Source organism: Sphingobium sp. KCTC 72723, assembly GCF_014280435.1.
In the GTDB taxonomy this organism is placed as follows: domain Bacteria; phylum Pseudomonadota; class Alphaproteobacteria; order Sphingomonadales; family Sphingomonadaceae; genus Sphingobium.
In genome coordinates this window covers 2,983,827-2,999,405 of record NZ_CP060388.1, presented here as the reverse complement: position 1 = coordinate 2,999,405, position 15,579 = coordinate 2,983,827, and the positions used below count along the sequence as shown (strand labels likewise).

Here is a 15,579-nt window from a genome sequence, read left to right as displayed (position 1 = left end):
ATGGTAGGACCAATACTGAGAGGCGCGCATGGCCGCCCCACGGATTCGGATAAGAAGGAGGCACCCCATGGACTTTGAACTGCCCGACGACATCAAGGAATTTTGTGACGTCACCCGCGCCATCGTGCGCGACCTGCTCCCTTATGAAGCGGAATTTCAGGCGACCGGCAAAGTCCCGCCTATCGTGCGCAAGACTCTGATCGAAAACGGCTATTTCGGCCTTTCCCTGCCAGAGGAATATGGCGGCCTGGGCCTCGGCGCGCTGGCGCAGGCGGCGGTGCAGATCGAACTTGCCCGCCTTCCCCCCCAATTCTGGACCGAACTGCGCCCGCTCATGGGTCCGGGTGCGCGCAACATCGTCTACCACGCATCCGAAGCGCAAAAGCAGCAGCTGATCCCCGGCATGTGTTCGGGCGAAATCGGCATCGCCTTTGCCCTGACCGAACCCAATAGCGGGTCCGATCCCGGTTCCATGCGCACCACCGCGACCCGCAATGCCGACGGCTGGGTCATCAACGGCTCCAAGACCTATATTTCCAACGGCAAGAACGCCAAATATGTGATCGTCTACGCCTATACCGACAAGGCAGCGGGGCCGCGCGGCGGCATTTCCGCCTTCCTGATGCCCGCCGACACGCCCGGCTTTGCCGTCACCGGCACGATCGAACTGATGGGGACGGCGACGCCCGGCGTCTATGAACTCAGCTTCGACGAATGCCAGTTGCCCGCCGACGCCCTGATCGGTGAGGAAGGCCGCGGCTTCCACTATGCGCTCGAAGGGTTGAACGAGGGTCGCATGAACGTAGGCGCGACTGCCGTCGGCATGGGCGAATATGCGCTGGAACTGGCCATCGCGGAATCCAAAGTGCGCCCCGCTTTCGGTGGTGTCATCTCGGATTTCCAGGCGATCCGCCATTATATCGCCACCATGGCGACCGACATGCGCGCCGCGCGCCTGATCCTGCTCGACGCCTGCTGGCGCTACGACCAGGGCGAAAAAAAGCGCGAACTCGCCTCCATGGCCAAGCTGTTCGCCACCGAAGCAGGCAGCCGCACGGTGGATACGGCGGTCCAGATCTTCGGCGGATCAGGCTATTGCCGTGGTTTCGCGATCGAGCGGCTCTATCGCGACATCCGCATCACGCGGATTTACGAAGGATCGTCGGAGATCCAGCGCAATACGATTTCGCGGGAGTTGTTGCGGTAACGTAGGGTGCGGGCGGGAGGGGTATAGGCTGCTCCCGCCGAATTTCTGGTTTGCGCCACTTATTGTCGCTAAGAACACGATTTGGCGTTTCGGATAGCTGCCGCTCTCCGACACCATCTAAAGGGAAAATAAAAAAAGGGGCGCCCGACGATAATTCTCTGCGCGACAGTCATATTGCTCTGGTCAGAAGTCCTGGTTGCCAATTGGGCACTATTACGCGAAACTTTCATGCATGAGCTTTCCCGACTTCACCGATCTTCGCCAGATCGCACTCGCGCTTAAAGATGACGCACAATTCGATGATTTGCGCCGCAGCATTGAGAGCGTATGGCGAGTGCAATCCTGCAACGCTGATCTGCGTCAATCTGCTGATGCTTGCGAAGCGTTAAATTCACTGCGGCGTAGTCCACGGCAGCAAGGCTCACTTTCTCGCGCGACAACAGAAAACGCGCTGCTAATAACAGGCGTAATGCTCTATGCGCGAGCCACTGGCACAAGCGGGCAGAGGGGCGAGCGCGGTTCGATTCAACTCGATGCGAAGAAGTTAGCGCCGCAGGAGCATGTCGATCACACAATCTTGCTCGACATCCGCAATCGTGCATTCGCGCATGTTTATCGCGAAAGCCCCATCGCAGATAATGTCTGGCACGAGGATGTGGTGTTTGCAGTCGATTTTGCCGAGCGTGGCTGGAGGCCAGCGGTCGGCTCAAACCGCATATCATTCCACGTCCCCACATTCGAACGACTGCAACGCCAAATCCCTGTCGCTGATGCACACTTAATGAAGGCGTTTCACAAGCGAATTGATGCTGTAACGCACATGATCAACGTAGCGTCCGTCCCACTCGATCTATTCCTCCGTTTCCGTTTCGATCCAGTGCAGAAATTCGGAGGGGTGAAGGCCGCGGAGCAAATTCTCGCCGGGACGCAGGTAGGGCACGCTACTGTTATGACGGACCGGCCATAATGACGATATCATTCGCAGATTCCGATGGCAGCTTTAAGAGTAATGCTGCGAAGGCCTGACAGTCCGCTACCGGCCAAATCCAACATCGCCTTAATCGTCACCCCGGACTTGATCCGGGGTCCCGCTTTTTGCGCCAAGAAAAGCGGGATGCCGGGTCAAGTCCGGCATGACGTTGGGGAATGGCAATGATCGCCATCTCGCCCTGTCCTACACCCCCGCCCCCATGCCATATTCACCCTTGGCTCTTTCCAACCGTCCGTCCCCACGCCACCCCATCCGCACAAACCCGCGCGCGCCAACTTCGCAAAAAATCTCCTATTGCGAAATCCGCGCCACCCTTCCGCGCCCACGCAAATGCGTGGCCTGCAACGGTGTGAACTTCGCACCTTTCACAACGGCGCGGTTCAGCCCAGGTCGCCGCGCGCCCGCAATGCCGCGACCACCTCCGCGCTGACGCCCAGCCCGGCCAGCACCGTCGCGCCATCCTCGCCCAGCCGCGCGACATGGTCCCGCGCCTCGACCCGCGATCCGCTCATGCGGAAGGGCGGATTCGGCACCTTGAACGCGCCTGCGCCGTCATGCACCTGCGCAAAGGCGCCGCGCGCCGCCAGTTGCGGGTCGTCCAGCAACTCGCCAATCTCGCGATAGCGGGCGCATGGCACGCCATGGCGCGACAGGATCGCCTCGGCCTCCTCCGCGCTGCGCTCCATCGTCCACTCCTCGGTCAGCGCCAGCAGCGTCGCCCAATTGGCATTGCGATCCGCATTGGTCAGGAAGCGCGGATCGTCGCGCCATTCGGGATGGCCGACCGCGTCCGACAATTGCTCGAAATTGCGCGGGCTGGTCGGCGCGACCATGATGAAGCCGTCGCTGGTCTTGAGCGGGGTATAAAGCGGCCGCCGCGCGTCGCCCGGAAACTGCGCTTCCTGCGTTTCGAACACCAGCATCCCGACCATCGCTTCCAGCATCGACAGGTCGATATGCTGCCCCTGCCCGGTCCGCTCCCGCTGATAGAGCGCCGCCTGGATCGCGCCGAAAGCATGCGTGCCGCCCAGCACGTCGGCGATGAAGATGCCGCTGGTCGCGGGCCGATCCGCCCCGTCCTGATAGCGCAGATTGACCATGTCGAAACCGCTGGCGGCATGGATCACCGGCGCATAGGCCGGGTGCAGCGCCTTCGGCCCGGTCTGGCCATAGCCGGAAATGGAACAATAGATGAGCCGCGGGTTGATCGCCGCCAGCGCCGCGAAATCCAGGCCAAAACGTGCCATGACGCCGGGCCGGAAATTTTCGACCAGCACGTCGCAGGTCGCGACCAGTTGTTTGATGAGCGCCAGGATTTCGGGCGATTTAAGGTTGCAGGCAATGGACTGCTTGCCCGCGTTTAGCGTGCCGAAATAGGCGCTGTATCCGTCGCGCTTTGGCGGCCGCGCACGGACCTGATCGCCCTCCAGCGATTCCACCTTGATGACCTCCGCGCCAAGGTCCGCAAGCATCCGGGTGGCAAAGGGTCCGGCCATGACACTGGTGAAATCCAGCACCCGCACGCCGTCCAGCGCGCCGCCCATCGCTGCCGTGGAATTTTCCGCCATATCCTCAACCCATCCTGTCGGACCAAATATTCAATGGTCCTACCTATTGCACGATGGGGACGGCGCGGTCAATCAGCCCTTGGCGGCGGCCTTGCTATTCTTGCGGACATGGCGATGCACCCGCTCCAGATGCTTGCGCATTTCCGCGACGGCGGCCTCCTCATCCCTCGCCCGCAAATGCCGCACCAGCTTGAACCGGCTCTCGATCAGCGATTGCTGCAACGTTTCATAATCGGGACCGCGCACAAATTCATGTAGGATCGCCGACAGCGAATCCACGAATATGCCGAAGATGCGGTTCTTGGTCGCTCGCGCCAGCACAGCATAATATTCCACGGCGCAGGCATAGCGCGCCTCCACGCTGGTTTCCTGCTTGGTCCGCTCGGCAATCGCCTCCAATTCGGCCAGGTCGGTTTCCGTGGCGCGCGCGCACGCCAGCCGGACGATGATATCCTGCAAAGCCAACCGCGCCTCGGTCAGTTCGCCCAGCGAAATGTCGCCCAGATGGACATAATCCTGCATCGCCTGCACGATCCGGTCCGGCTCGGCCGTCTGCACGAACGCCCCGCCCTTCGCACCCTTCACATTGCGGATGATCCCCGCGACCTCCAGACTGCGCAGCGCCTCGCGCAACGCGCTGCGACTGACCTGAAATTCCACCGCGAGTTCGCGTTCGGCGGGCAGCTTGTCCCCGGCCTTGAGCGTGCCTGCGGCCAATTGCTCGCGAATCTGCTCGCAAATCACTTCAAACGCACGCCGCGTTTTGATGGGGGCGAAACTGGGCTTGGTGGACGGGGTCGATGCCATAGGGTGCGCTCCGAAAGGGACGGGTCAAGCTATAGCCGCCGCCGCGAAAGGCGCAATGGCCGGACCGAACGGGATTGACAGCCGCGCGTCAGGCTTTATTGGTCTGACCATTAAAACAATGGAGCAAGCAATGAAGATCCTTGTGCCTGTGAAGCGGGTGATTGATTATAATGTGAAGCCGCGTGTGAAGGCGGACGGGACGGGTGTTGATCTTGCCAATGTGAAGATGAGCATGAATCCGTTTGACGAGATAGCGATCGAGGAAGCGATCCGCCTGAAGGAAAAGGGCGTGGCGACCGAGGTGATTGCGGTGTCGATCGGTGTGGCGAAGGCGCAGGAAACGCTGCGGACTTCGCTGGCCATGGGTGCCGACCGGGCGATTTTGATCCAGACCGACGAGGATGTCGAGCCGCTGGGCGTGGCCAAGTTGCTGGCCAAGGTGCAGGAAGAGGAAGGCGCTGGCCTGATCATCCTGGGCAAGCAGGCGATCGACGATGACAGCAACCAGACCGGCCAGATGCTGGCCGCGCTGCTGGGCCTGCCGCAGGGCACGTTCGCCAGCAAGGTCGAGGTTGCCGATGGCAGCGTTTCGGTGACGCGCGAAGTCGATGGCGGGCTGGAGACGGTGAAGCTGTCGCTGCCCGCGATCATCACCACCGACCTGCGTTTGAACGAGCCGCGCTATGCTTCGCTGCCCAACATCATGAAGGCGAAATCCAAGCCTTTGGCGCAGAAAACCCCCGCCGATTATGGCGTGGACATCAGCGCCCGGCTGGAAACGCTCAAGGTCGTCGAACCGCCCAAGCGGACGGCGGGCGTGAAGGTCGCCGATGTTGATGAACTGGTCGCCAAGCTCAAGGCCATGGGAGTAGCCGCATGAAAACGCTGGTATGGGTTGAACATGAAGGCGGCGCGGTCAAGGACGCGACGCTCTCGGCCGTCACCGCTGCTTCGCAGCTGGGCGAAGTGCATTTGTTGGTCGCTGGCGAAGGCGTCGGCGGCGTGGCCGATGCCGCCGCGCAGATTGCGGGCGTGGGCAAGGTGCATGTCGCCGACGACGCGGCCTTTGGCCATGCGCTGGCGGAGAATATCGCGCCGCTGATCGTGGAACTGATGGGGCATCATGATGCTTTCGTCGCGCCGGCCACGAGCAATGGCAAGAATATCGCGCCGCGTGTCGCCGCGCTGCTGGACGTGATGCAGCTGTCGGACATATTGTCGGTCGAGAGCGACGGCACGTTCACGCGGCCCATCTATGCGGGCAATGCGATTGCCACGGTCCGCAGCAAGGACGCCAAGAAGGTCATCACCGTGCGCGGCACCGCGTTCGAGAAGGCGGCGCGGGACGGCGGTTCGGGCGTGGTCGAAGCGGTGGCATCGACCGGGGACAAGGGACTGTCGTCCTTTGTCGGCGCAGAGATCGCCAAGCTGGAGCGTCCCGAACTGACCAGTGCGAAGATCATCGTGTCGGGTGGCCGGGCATTGAAGGACGGGCCGACGTTCGAGGAAGTGATCTTCCCGCTGGCCGACAAGCTGGGCGCGGCCGTCGGTGCGAGCCGGGCGGCAGTGGACGCAGGTTATGTGCCGAACGATTATCAGGTCGGGCAGACCGGCAAGATCGTGGCGCCTGAAGTCTATGTCGCGGTCGGCATTTCCGGGGCGATCCAGCATCTTGCCGGAATGAAGGACAGCAAGACCATCATCGCCATCAACAAGGATGAGGACGCCCCGATATTCCAGGTGGCCGACATCGGGCTGGTCGGCGATCTGTTCAAGATCGTGCCGGAGCTTACCGCCAAGCTGTAAGGCTGCGTCGGGCAATAGGAAAGGGCGCGGCCAGCGATGGCCGCGCCCTTTTTTTGCGACCATCACTCTCAGGGTAATTCGCAGAACCATGTTTATTGTGCAGTGCAGCAACAATATGTGCATGATGGGCGTTGATGAGGGGTGAAGGCTCCTGCCCTGCATTGGAGACGTGATATGACCCGATTAAGTGCCACGATTGCGCAACTGGCCAAACTACGCCCGGCTGCCTTTCCCGACGGCGACGCTGCATCGACCGACCGTCTGAGCGACATCAGCGCATTTGGCACCAACCCCGGTGCCTTGCGTGCCAGATATTATCTGCCGGACGATCTGGCGGCTGGCGCGCCGCTGGTCGTCGTGCTGCATGGCTGCACCCAGACGGCAGGCGGCTATGATCGTGGCGCGGGCTGGTCGCAACTGGCCGATGAACTGGGCTTTGCCGTGCTGTTGCCGGAGCAGCAACGCGCCAATAATCCCAATCTGTGCTTCAACTGGTTTTCCCCGGCTGACTCGGCACGGGGTAAGGGAGAAGCCTGCTCCATCGCACAGATGATTGCCACGATGGTCGCGAATCACGACATCGATGAGCGGCGAATATTCGTGACCGGCCTGTCCGCCGGGGGCGCGATGGCGTCGATCATGCTGGCGAGCTATCCTGAAATATTTGCCGGTGGTGCAATCATTGCCGGCTTGCCCCACGGCAGTGCAGCATCGGTCGGCGATGCCTTTGCCCGGATGCGGGGGGAGGGTTATCCTTCCGACGCGCGACTGACGACGCTGGTCCGTGACGCATCGGACCATGACGGACCATGGCCGACCATTTCGGTGTGGCAGGGCAGTGCGGACCGGACGGTAGCGCCGTCCAATGCAGAACGTATCGTCGCGCAATGGACGGGCGTGCATGGCGTTGCCGATGTGGCACCCGAACGCCATATCGTCGACGGAACCCCATGCCGGATCTGGCGCGATGCACAGGGTCGATCAGTCGTCGAAGCCTATGACATCATGGGCATGGGGCATGGCACACCGCTAAGCAGTCTGGGGCCGGACGGATGCGGCACGCCTGCACCCTATATGCTGGAGGCTGGCATATCGTCCACGCGGCACATTGCCCGGTCGTGGGGGCTGGCGGCCCCTGCGGATCGAGGCAATACGCCCAAGACGGATAGAACGTCACCAGCGCCCGCGCACCCAACTTTGCACCCGTCCGTCATGGCGAAGAACGGCGCAGGGGTTGCGGCGATTATCGAGGACGCGCTGCGCAAGGCCGGTCTTATGCGGCGATGATGCGCTTTTCGACGGGATGCTCAAGCGGGCAAGGCTTGTCGCGCCGCATCGGCAAGCCGTTGCGCCCATGATGATTGCCCCGCGACATCGCCGATCAGGTCTTGCCGCACCTCGATCTCCGCATAGGGCAGCGCGTGGGCGGAGGCATGGAATGGCACGGTATAGTCGGTGGCATCCATCGCATAAGGCTGATTATCGCCGACCGTCAGGGCCGGATCGGAACGTAGCGCAGCCAGCATTGCGACAGCGACATGGACATAGCCTGTCCAATGCATGATCCCGACATGCCAGGGCCGGGCGATGCCTGCCATGACCGGCGTAAAACTGTGCAAAGACAGCAGGATCGTCTGATGCCCGGCGGCGGCGCGGGTAGTGATCAGGTCCGTTATGGCGCGATGATAGGGGTTATGGATCGCCGCGATCCGGGCGGTCCTTGCCGCATCGTCCAACCCGTCATTGCCGCCGATCCATGTCCCATCGGACATGGATGGAATCGCGTCAGGGTGCAGGGGATCGCGGTTACAATCGATCACCAGCCGCGAATAGGGTTGATGCAGGAAGGGCGCGTCGAGCAAGCGGGCGAGCGCATGGCCCAGGCCATATATGCCGATGTCGATCGCGATGTGACGGCCCCGGTCCTGCGCATCCAGCCCCATGTCGCCCAGCGCGGCGGGAAAGGCGCAACCGGCATGATCGCCGATCAGCAGGAACGGGGAGCGCCCTTGCGCGTTGAACAGCCCGAACGGCGCCGGATCATTCGGACCCAACAGACCATATGCCGTGCGCCCGGCCATCAGGACATGACCCCATGCCGTTGCTGACCATTCATCATGTCACTGCCTATCGTTATCAGCAGCCAGTATCCTTGGGTGAACATCGCATCATGATGCGCCCGCGCGAAGCATTTGACCAGCGCCTGCTGTCGGCGCGGCTGGACATCGACCCGCCGCCCAGCGAGTTGCGCTGGCTGCACGACGTTTTTGGCAACGCGGTCGCGATCGCCTTGTTCAACCAGCGCGCATCGCGGCTGATCGTCACCAGCGAAATGACGCTGGACCACGCACCGATCGCGCAAAGGCAGGTGGATGTCGAAGCCTATGCCCGGCTGTTCCCCTTCACCTATTCGTCGGAGGACATGCCCGACCTGCTGCGGTCGATCGAACGGGAATATCATGACCCCGAACGGATCGTCGACAATTGGGCGCGCGGGTTCGTCAGTAACAACGGCAATACCGAAACGATCGCTCTGCTCACGCAGATCGCCACCGGCATCCAACGGGAATTCACTTATGTCCCGCGCCATGAAAAAGGCACCCAGTCGCCGATCGAAACGCTGAAGAAACGGCAGGGGACGTGCCGCGACTTTGCCGTATTGATGATCGAGGCGGTGCGGGCGCTGGGTTTCGCCGCGCGGTTCGTGTCAGGCTATGTCTACAACCCGTCCCGATCGGAAGGGGTGGTCGGGGGCGGCAATACCCATGCCTGGGTGCGCATCTTCCTGCCCGGATCGGGCTGGGTCGAATTTGATCCGACCAACGGCATCATCGGCAATCGCGGCCTGATCCGCGTCGCCATCGCGCGCGATCCTTTTCAGGCGCTGCCGATGTCCGGCACCTGGTTTGGCCCGCCCGCCAGTTTCCTGGGGATGGACGTAACGGTCGATGTCCGTCGCGCCGACCCGGCCCTGTTTTCCCCGACCGACCATGGTGCCATCAACAGCCGAGCCATCGGCGTTTCAGGAAAGTGACATAAATGCTGATCCGCTGCGGATATGATATTCAGTTCGTTACTGACACCAAGACCGCGATGATGGCGTTGTTGAACGTGCATCCTTCGCGCCATCAGGATTTGCGCACGCCCCAGCGGTTGATGGCCAGCCCGGACATACCGCTTTATCAGTTCGAGGACGGGTTCGGCAATGTCGCCACCCGACTGGCCATTCCGGCAGGGGGCGTCACTTTGTCCTGCGATTTCGTGATCGAGGATGATGGCGAGCCGGACGTGCGCGCGCCCGATGGCCCTCAGACGCCGGTCGAGGATCTGCCCGACGCGGTCATGCCCTATCTGCTGGGCAGTCGCTATTGCGAAACCGACCGGCTGATGCAGGTCGCTTGGGGGAATTTTGCGCATTATCTGTCGGCGCGGGACCGGGTCGATGCGATCGTCGATTTCGTCCACAATCATATCCAGTTCGGCTATCATTTCGCGCGGTCGGACAAGACGGCCTGGAACGCCTATCAGGAACGGCAGGGCGTGTGCCGCGATTTTGCGCATCTGGCCGTGACGCTATGCCGGTGCATGAACATCCCGGCGCGCTATTGCACCGGCTATCTGGGCGACATCGGTATTCCGCCGGTGGATGCACCGATGGATTTCAGCGCGTGGTTCGATGTTTATATCGATGGCGACTGGTACACATATGACGCACGGCATAACAAGCCGCGCATCGGCCGCATATTGATGGCGCGCGGGCGCGACGCCACCGATGTCGCGTTGACCACGGCATTTGGCACGGCCAATCTGGTGCGGTTCGACGTGCATACCGACGAAGTTCAGTCGATCGATTGAGGCGAGCCTATATTTCTGCGGAAAGCGCGTGGATCGGCAATAATGCAGCGCCCAATGTTATCGGCGATCCTGTCAGCATGGACACGCGCACAGGGGGACGACGCTGGCCGAGCATGGTGACGAGGTCTGCGCGATCGAGTCGGTCGGCGAGGCCATGCAGGATCGGCGGAGGCAGCGTGCCAGCGAGCATGATCGCGCCGGGATCAAGCCAGGCGAAGGCCGTGTTGGCGACGATTTCCAGTTGCTGCGCCGCGCGGTCCAGCCAGTTTTCGATTGTCGGCGCCTGATCCGGGGCGGCCAGGTCTATCTGCGCGACGGAGGAAATATCGCAGCCACTGGCGCGCAGTATGGCAAGAAGGTCGAGTGGACTGGGGCGTGGCTGGTCGCCGGGAAACAGGCAGCCAATTTCCCCCGCCACGCCAAATTGACCACGCACCAGACGCCCATCGACAATGACGCCCGCGCCAATGCCGAACCCCAGCAGCAGCACGACGATGGTGGAAAAATCCCGCATCAGCCCGCCCAGATAATATTCGGCGATCGCGGCGGCATTGGCATCATTTTCGATCCATAATGGCCAACCCAGTTCGGCGGAAAATATCTCGCGCAGCGGCGCGTCGCGCCATCCCGGCAACACATCGACAACGCTCCACCTATCCCCGGCGAGCGAGAGCGACGGTCCCGGCACGGCGATGCCGATGCCCAGCATCCGTTGCCCCAGCAGGCCATGGCGATCGACCATTTCATGTGTCAGGCCACGCACTTTTCGCGCGAATGCCTTGGGCGCTATCGGGTCGATCGCTTCATGATGCGTCGCGATCGTCGCGCCGGTGAAATCGACCAGCGACAGGTCGAGCAGACCTTTGTGCGCCGTCGCGCCCACCGCATAGCCGCCCTTGGCCGCCAACCGCAGCGGCACGGCAGGGCGGCCCCGGCCCTGCGATTCGCTGTCGGCCATTTCCTCCACCACGCCCAGCGCCAGCAAGTCGCGCGACAGGCGGGTAAGCGCCGTTCCGCTGATTTCCAGCGCGGTCGCCAGCGCGGACCGCGACAACGGACCGGACTTGCGCAGCAGGTGCAGGATGCGCCGCTGGTCCTTTTCAAAGGTCGGAAAATGCACGGACCACGCCCTTTTTCCTCGATGCAGATGGGGTAGCGGGACGGGTAGGTACTATTATTTATTTTCACAACAATAATTAAAAACGTCACACAGAAAGACCACGGGCCGCTCGACCACCAGAGAGGGGCTTCTCCATGACCAAGACCATTTTTGCCACCGGCACGGCCTTTGCCGCGCTCTGTTCCGCCTTCATCACCCCCGCCTTCGCGCAGGACGTTGCCCCTGCGCAGCAGCCCGCCGAAGCGGGCGAAGCACAGGGCGACATCATCGTCACCGGATCCACCCGCGCGCAGCGCCGGTTCGACGTATCCTATGCGATCAACACAATCTCTAACGAGGATGTGGAAAAGATTGCGCCCGTCAACTTCGCTGACCTGATCGGCCAGTTGCCCGGTTTCCAGACCGAAATCACCGGCGGCGAAGTGCAGAATATCTACCGTATTCGCGGCCTGCCCAATGATGGCGGCTTCGTCAGCTTCCAGCAGGACGGCCTGCCGCTGTTCCACGAAAATGACGGCGTGTTCTTCCGTGGCGACGCGATCCTGAAACAAGATCTGATGACCGACCATGTCGAAGTCGTGCGCGGCGGCCCGGCCCCCGTTTATGCCAGCTATTCCGGCGCGATCATCAACGCCATCACGGTGACGGGCAGCGACACTCCGCGTGGCAAGGCGCAACTGACGCTGGGCGATACCGGCCTCTATCGCCTCGACGCCTATCAGGCAGGGCCGCTTGGCAAGAACACCTATTATGCGATCGGCGGCTTCATGCGCCTGCATGACGGCTATCGCGACAATGGCTTTCCCAACGACAAGGGCGGCCAGATCCGCGCGAACATCAAGCATGATCTGGACAATGGCTCGATCAAGCTGAGCCTGAACTATGTCAACGATCACAATGTGTTCTATCTGCCGATCCCGATTGCCGATCCGCGCAATCCGGCCGTGTCGCTCAACCCCTATATCGACTTTTTCGAAGGCACGATGAATTCGCCCGCGCTGCGCAACGTCAACCTGAAATATCGTGATGGCGCAGGCGTGATACAGAATCAAACCAGCGACCTGTCCGATGGCCGTCATATGCAGATGATCAACATCGGCGCGCAATATGAAGCGGATTTCGACGGCTGGCTGGTGTCGGCCAAGGCAGGTTATACCCAGGGTCAGCTGGATTTCACCGCTTTCTATTCGACCACCAACCCGGCCGACGCGACCAGCTTCGCCAATGGCTATCTGGCCCGTGCGACCACGGCATTCGGCGCAGTCAGCCGCTTTGCCTATGTGCTGGCCGGCACCAACACAGTCTATAACCCCGCCGCCGCATCGGGCCTGGTCATGCAGGGCCAGTATCGCGACATTCATTCCAAATATTATTCGACGCAGGGCAATTTCTCGGTCGCCAAGCGGTTCGACACCGGCATTGGCAGCCATGACATCAAGCTGGGCCTCTATGCCAGCGCCTATGGCGAAAGCAGCCGCACAACCTACCAGAATTACCTGATCGAAGTGGCGGGCAAGCCGCGCACACTCGATCTGGTCGCGTATAACGCAGCGGGTACGGAACTGGGCCGTGTCACCGACAATGGCGTGCTGAGCTATGCCGCGACCCTGAGCCAGGGTGACGCGGATGCCAAGATGTTCGCGCTCTACGCCAACGACACCTGGGAAGTGATCCCCGGCCTGCGTATCGACGCGGGCATCCGCCACGAACGCTATGATTATAAGGGCTGGGCCGCGCTGACCACGCAGGCCAATCTGGGCAGCACCACGACGCTGGCAGACGACACGACCCGCGCCTTTACCGGGGCGATCGTCAATGCGCAGTTGAAGCCAAGCGTCACCAACTGGACGGTCGGTGCGAATTACGACTTCAGCGCCAATGTCGGCATCTATGGCCGCGCGTCGCATCTGGAAACGCCACCCAACGTTCAGACGGTGATGAGCATCAACCCGACGATCATCACGACCGTCGCCGACCAGTTCGAAGCGGGGCTGAAACTCGCATCGGGTCGCTCCTACCTCTATGTCACGGGTTTCTATACCAATTTCGACCCGTTAAATGCTTCGTTCCTGGCATTTGACCCGACGACCGGGCGCAATGACGTGAACATTCCCTTCATCGGCGAGGCGAAGGTCAAGGGCGTAGAGTTCGACGCATCGGTCGCGGTAACGCCCTGGTTCACGCTGAACGGCGCGCTGACGATCAGCGACCCCAAATATAAGAGTTTCCAGAGTTCGACTGGCGCGAACCCGGAACAGGTCGAAGGCAACCAGATCGTCCGCCAGCCCAAAATCTATGGCAATATCCGCCCCAGCTTCGACTTCCAGACGGGCGAGACGGACATATCGGTTTATGGCCGCTACACCTATATGGGGAAGCGCTTCGTCGACCTGTATAACAATACTGCCCTGCCCGCTTATGGCACGGTCGGCGCAGGGCTGACTGCGCGTCATGGCAGCTGGCAGATGCAGGTGGTGGGCGACAATCTGTTCAATGCCCATGGCCTGACCGAAGGCAATACCCGCACCGACTCTCTGAGCGGTCAGGGTAGCGCGGAAGCGATCTATGGTCGTCCGATCTTCGGCCGTAACTTCCGCCTCGTCATCAGCAAGTCCTGGTGATGGGTCGCCGCCTGACATGTTTGACACCTGTCGGTGTCATGGTGGCTGCGGCGCTGTGTGCGACTGTCCCGGCAGATGCCGGGACAGTTCGCGACGGGGTGACCGAACGGCTGGCGCAACGGCTGTTCCCGCTGTTCGACAGGATGCAGCCCAATGACGCGATGGTCGCCATGCTGGATGCGCGACGGGGCCGGAAAGCAGCGTGCGGCGACGATCTGGTCTGCGGCGCGCAGGCGATGATGTGGACGCAGGCTGAGATGACGGCGATGGCCGACAGGGTGCCAGCCCATGGTCCTTTGCCCGACGACGGCGCAGCGGCGCAGGCGCGGCGTGAGATGGAAGGCGTCAACGCCATCCTGCGCACCTATGCACTGGGGCAGGTGCCGCCCTATGCCCAGATCGACGGCGCCGGGACCATCGACCCGCTGGAACGGCAGGCGCGATTGCAGGCTGCCGAATGGATCGCGCGCACGCCGGGCCAAAGCACGCCCCCGGCGATCGACCTCAGTTTCGCCTATGCGCTGGCGTTGCTGGACGTGAGCGACCGGACCGATGCGATCGGGTTCGAGCCGCTGAACGCGGGTGCCAATGCCGCCGCGATGCAGCGCGCGCGCAAGATGGAATGGCAGCGTTATCGCTACACGGCCTTGATCGTGACCGGTGTGGGACCGGAAGTCGCCGATATGGCGATCAGCCCCTATGGCAAATATCATCTGCGTCTGGCCGCCAATCGCTTTGCGCGGGGCGAAGCGCCCTTCATCATCGTGACCGGCGGGCGGGCGCACCCGCGCGCGACACGCTTTACCGAAGCGCAGGAGATGCGCGACGCGCTGATCGAACGCTATAGGGTTCCGGCCGACGCGATCCTGATCGAACCCTATGCCCGGCACACCACCACCAATTTGCGCAACGCCAGCCGGTTGTTGATGGCAATGGGTGCGCCGATGAATCGCGATGCGCTGATCGTTTGCAATCCGGGGCAGAGCGCGGCGATCGGCAGCGCTCAGTTCGTCAAGCGCAACGAGGCCGAACTGGGTTATCAGCCCGGCATCCTGGGCCAGCGCCTGTCGCCCACCGAACTGGAATTTCGTCCCGCCGCCACGTCCGCGCGGGTCGATCCGCGCGATCCGCTCGACCCCTGAACCCTTGCGTCAAAGGACCATGACCATGCGCGCTTTTGCCCTTACCCTCACGATCGCCAGCGTGCTGGCGCTGGCGCCGCAAAGCGCGCACGCATGGGGCAATACCGCCCATGCCGTCATCGACCGCGCCGCCATCGATGCGATTCCCGACGATGGCCCGATCTTTCTGCGCCACTATGCCGATTATATCGCGGCATCCGCATCGCTGCCCGACAGCTGGCGCGGCGACACGGAAAATTTCTCGAAAATGGAGGAAGACCCCAATCATGGCTGGTTTCGCGAACAGTTTACTTTCGTAAAGCCGATCCCCCGCTCCCGCTACGAATTCATCCTCGCGCTCTATAAGCGCTATGACACGATCAAGGACAGCGACCCGCAAACCGCCGCGCGCACCAATGTCCGCTGGACCGGTACCCTGCCCTATGCCGCGATCGAGGCCTATGACCGGCTGGTCGTATGTAT

The 15,579-nt window shown here is 61.9% G+C and carries 13 protein-coding genes; 9 read left to right on the top strand and 4 right to left on the bottom strand.

Translation table 11 applies throughout. The features are described 5' to 3' along the window. Positions 1 to 67 precede the first annotated feature (67 nt). Entirely contained in the window at positions 68 to 1,207 is a 1,140-nt protein-coding gene (locus tag SPBM01_RS14755) for an acyl-CoA dehydrogenase family protein (RefSeq protein WP_188062389.1), read from the top strand. Positions 1,208 to 1,439: 232 nt separating this feature from the next. Further along, a complete protein-coding gene (locus SPBM01_RS14750; protein WP_188062388.1) occupies positions 1,440 to 2,174 on the top strand; it encodes a hypothetical protein in 735 nt (244 codons plus the stop codon). 404 nt (positions 2,175 to 2,578) lie between these two features. Here SPBM01_RS14750 and SPBM01_RS14745 read toward each other — a convergent pair whose 3' ends face one another. Then, positions 2,579 to 3,766 (bottom strand): CaiB/BaiF CoA transferase family protein, encoded by a 1,188-nt coding sequence (locus SPBM01_RS14745; protein ID WP_188062387.1) that lies wholly within the window; start codon positions 3,764 to 3,766, stop codon positions 2,579 to 2,581. Between the two features lie 72 nt (positions 3,767 to 3,838). After that, positions 3,839 to 4,573, bottom strand: coding sequence for a FadR/GntR family transcriptional regulator (locus tag SPBM01_RS14740; protein WP_188062385.1), 735 nt, complete (start codon positions 4,571 to 4,573; stop codon positions 3,839 to 3,841). Between the two features lie 130 nt (positions 4,574 to 4,703). Here SPBM01_RS14740 and SPBM01_RS14735 point away from each other — a divergent pair, with 130 nt between their 5' ends. From SPBM01_RS14735 to SPBM01_RS14725, 3 genes are all read left to right on the top strand, one after another. After that, complete coding sequence (locus SPBM01_RS14735; RefSeq protein WP_188062383.1) at positions 4,704 to 5,453, top strand: electron transfer flavoprotein subunit beta/FixA family protein; 750 nt, start codon at positions 4,704 to 4,706, stop codon at positions 5,451 to 5,453. After that, complete coding sequence (locus SPBM01_RS14730; protein WP_188062382.1) at positions 5,450 to 6,379, top strand: electron transfer flavoprotein subunit alpha/FixB family protein; 930 nt, start codon at positions 5,450 to 5,452, stop codon at positions 6,377 to 6,379. Before SPBM01_RS14735 ends, SPBM01_RS14730 begins: the two co-directional genes overlap by 4 nt. A 174-nt stretch (positions 6,380 to 6,553) precedes the next feature. Next, the gene (locus SPBM01_RS14725) at positions 6,554 to 7,666 is read left to right on the top strand and encodes an alpha/beta hydrolase family esterase (protein WP_188062379.1); all 1,113 of its coding nucleotides are present in this window, start codon (positions 6,554 to 6,556) and stop codon (positions 7,664 to 7,666) included. 20 nt (positions 7,667 to 7,686) lie between these two features. On the opposite strand, the gene SPBM01_RS14720 is transcribed toward SPBM01_RS14725, so the two are convergent. Continuing rightward, positions 7,687 to 8,460: an N-formylglutamate amidohydrolase gene (locus SPBM01_RS14720; protein ID WP_188062377.1), complete on the bottom strand. Its 774-nt coding sequence runs from the start codon at positions 8,458 to 8,460 to the stop codon at positions 7,687 to 7,689. A gap of 14 nt (positions 8,461 to 8,474) precedes the next feature. Here SPBM01_RS14720 and SPBM01_RS14715 point away from each other — a divergent pair, with 14 nt between their 5' ends. Both SPBM01_RS14715 and SPBM01_RS14710 read left to right on the top strand, forming a co-directional pair. Then, positions 8,475 to 9,413 (top strand): transglutaminase N-terminal domain-containing protein, encoded by a 939-nt coding sequence (locus tag SPBM01_RS14715; protein WP_188062376.1) that lies wholly within the window; start codon positions 8,475 to 8,477, stop codon positions 9,411 to 9,413. A 5-nt stretch (positions 9,414 to 9,418) separates the two neighbouring features. Beyond that, on the top strand, positions 9,419 to 10,234 hold the full coding sequence (locus tag SPBM01_RS14710) for a transglutaminase-like domain-containing protein (protein ID WP_188062374.1): 816 nt from the start codon (positions 9,419 to 9,421) through the stop codon (positions 10,232 to 10,234). A gap of 7 nt (positions 10,235 to 10,241) precedes the next feature. Here the strand turns inward: SPBM01_RS14710 and SPBM01_RS14705 are convergent, their stop codons facing one another. Continuing rightward, a complete protein-coding gene (locus SPBM01_RS14705) occupies positions 10,242 to 11,354 on the bottom strand; it encodes an ROK family transcriptional regulator (protein ID WP_188062372.1) in 1,113 nt (370 codons plus the stop codon). A 134-nt stretch (positions 11,355 to 11,488) separates the two neighbouring features. Here SPBM01_RS14705 and SPBM01_RS14700 point away from each other — a divergent pair, with 134 nt between their 5' ends. Beyond that, a complete protein-coding gene (locus SPBM01_RS14700) occupies positions 11,489 to 13,975 on the top strand; it encodes a TonB-dependent receptor (protein WP_188062371.1) in 2,487 nt (828 codons plus the stop codon). Further along, the gene (locus tag SPBM01_RS14695; protein WP_188062369.1) at positions 13,975 to 15,117 is read left to right on the top strand and encodes a YdcF family protein; all 1,143 of its coding nucleotides are present in this window, start codon (positions 13,975 to 13,977) and stop codon (positions 15,115 to 15,117) included. The genes SPBM01_RS14700 and SPBM01_RS14695 overlap by 1 nt, the downstream gene beginning before the upstream one ends. Positions 15,118 to 15,579 lie beyond the last annotated feature (462 nt).

Coding starts and splice junctions, on each gene's coding strand:
- SPBM01_RS14755 (WP_188062389.1), top strand. CDS start 68: ATGGACTTTGAACTGCCCGACGACATCAAGGAATTTTGTGACGTCACC.
- SPBM01_RS14750 (WP_188062388.1), top strand. CDS start 1,440: ATGAGCTTTCCCGACTTCACCGATCTTCGCCAGATCGCACTCGCGCTT.
- SPBM01_RS14745 (WP_188062387.1), bottom strand. CDS start 3,766: ATGGCGGAAAATTCCACGGCAGCGATGGGCGGCGCGCTGGACGGCGTG.
- SPBM01_RS14740 (WP_188062385.1), bottom strand. CDS start 4,573: ATGGCATCGACCCCGTCCACCAAGCCCAGTTTCGCCCCCATCAAAACG.
- SPBM01_RS14735 (WP_188062383.1), top strand. CDS start 4,704: ATGAAGATCCTTGTGCCTGTGAAGCGGGTGATTGATTATAATGTGAAG.
- SPBM01_RS14730 (WP_188062382.1), top strand. CDS start 5,450: ATGAAAACGCTGGTATGGGTTGAACATGAAGGCGGCGCGGTCAAGGAC.
- SPBM01_RS14725 (WP_188062379.1), top strand. CDS start 6,554: ATGACCCGATTAAGTGCCACGATTGCGCAACTGGCCAAACTACGCCCG.
- SPBM01_RS14720 (WP_188062377.1), bottom strand. CDS start 8,460: ATGGCCGGGCGCACGGCATATGGTCTGTTGGGTCCGAATGATCCGGCG.
- SPBM01_RS14715 (WP_188062376.1), top strand. CDS start 8,475: ATGCCGTTGCTGACCATTCATCATGTCACTGCCTATCGTTATCAGCAG.
- SPBM01_RS14710 (WP_188062374.1), top strand. CDS start 9,419: ATGCTGATCCGCTGCGGATATGATATTCAGTTCGTTACTGACACCAAG.
- SPBM01_RS14700 (WP_188062371.1), top strand. CDS start 11,489: ATGACCAAGACCATTTTTGCCACCGGCACGGCCTTTGCCGCGCTCTGT.
- SPBM01_RS14695 (WP_188062369.1), top strand. CDS start 13,975: ATGGGTCGCCGCCTGACATGTTTGACACCTGTCGGTGTCATGGTGGCT.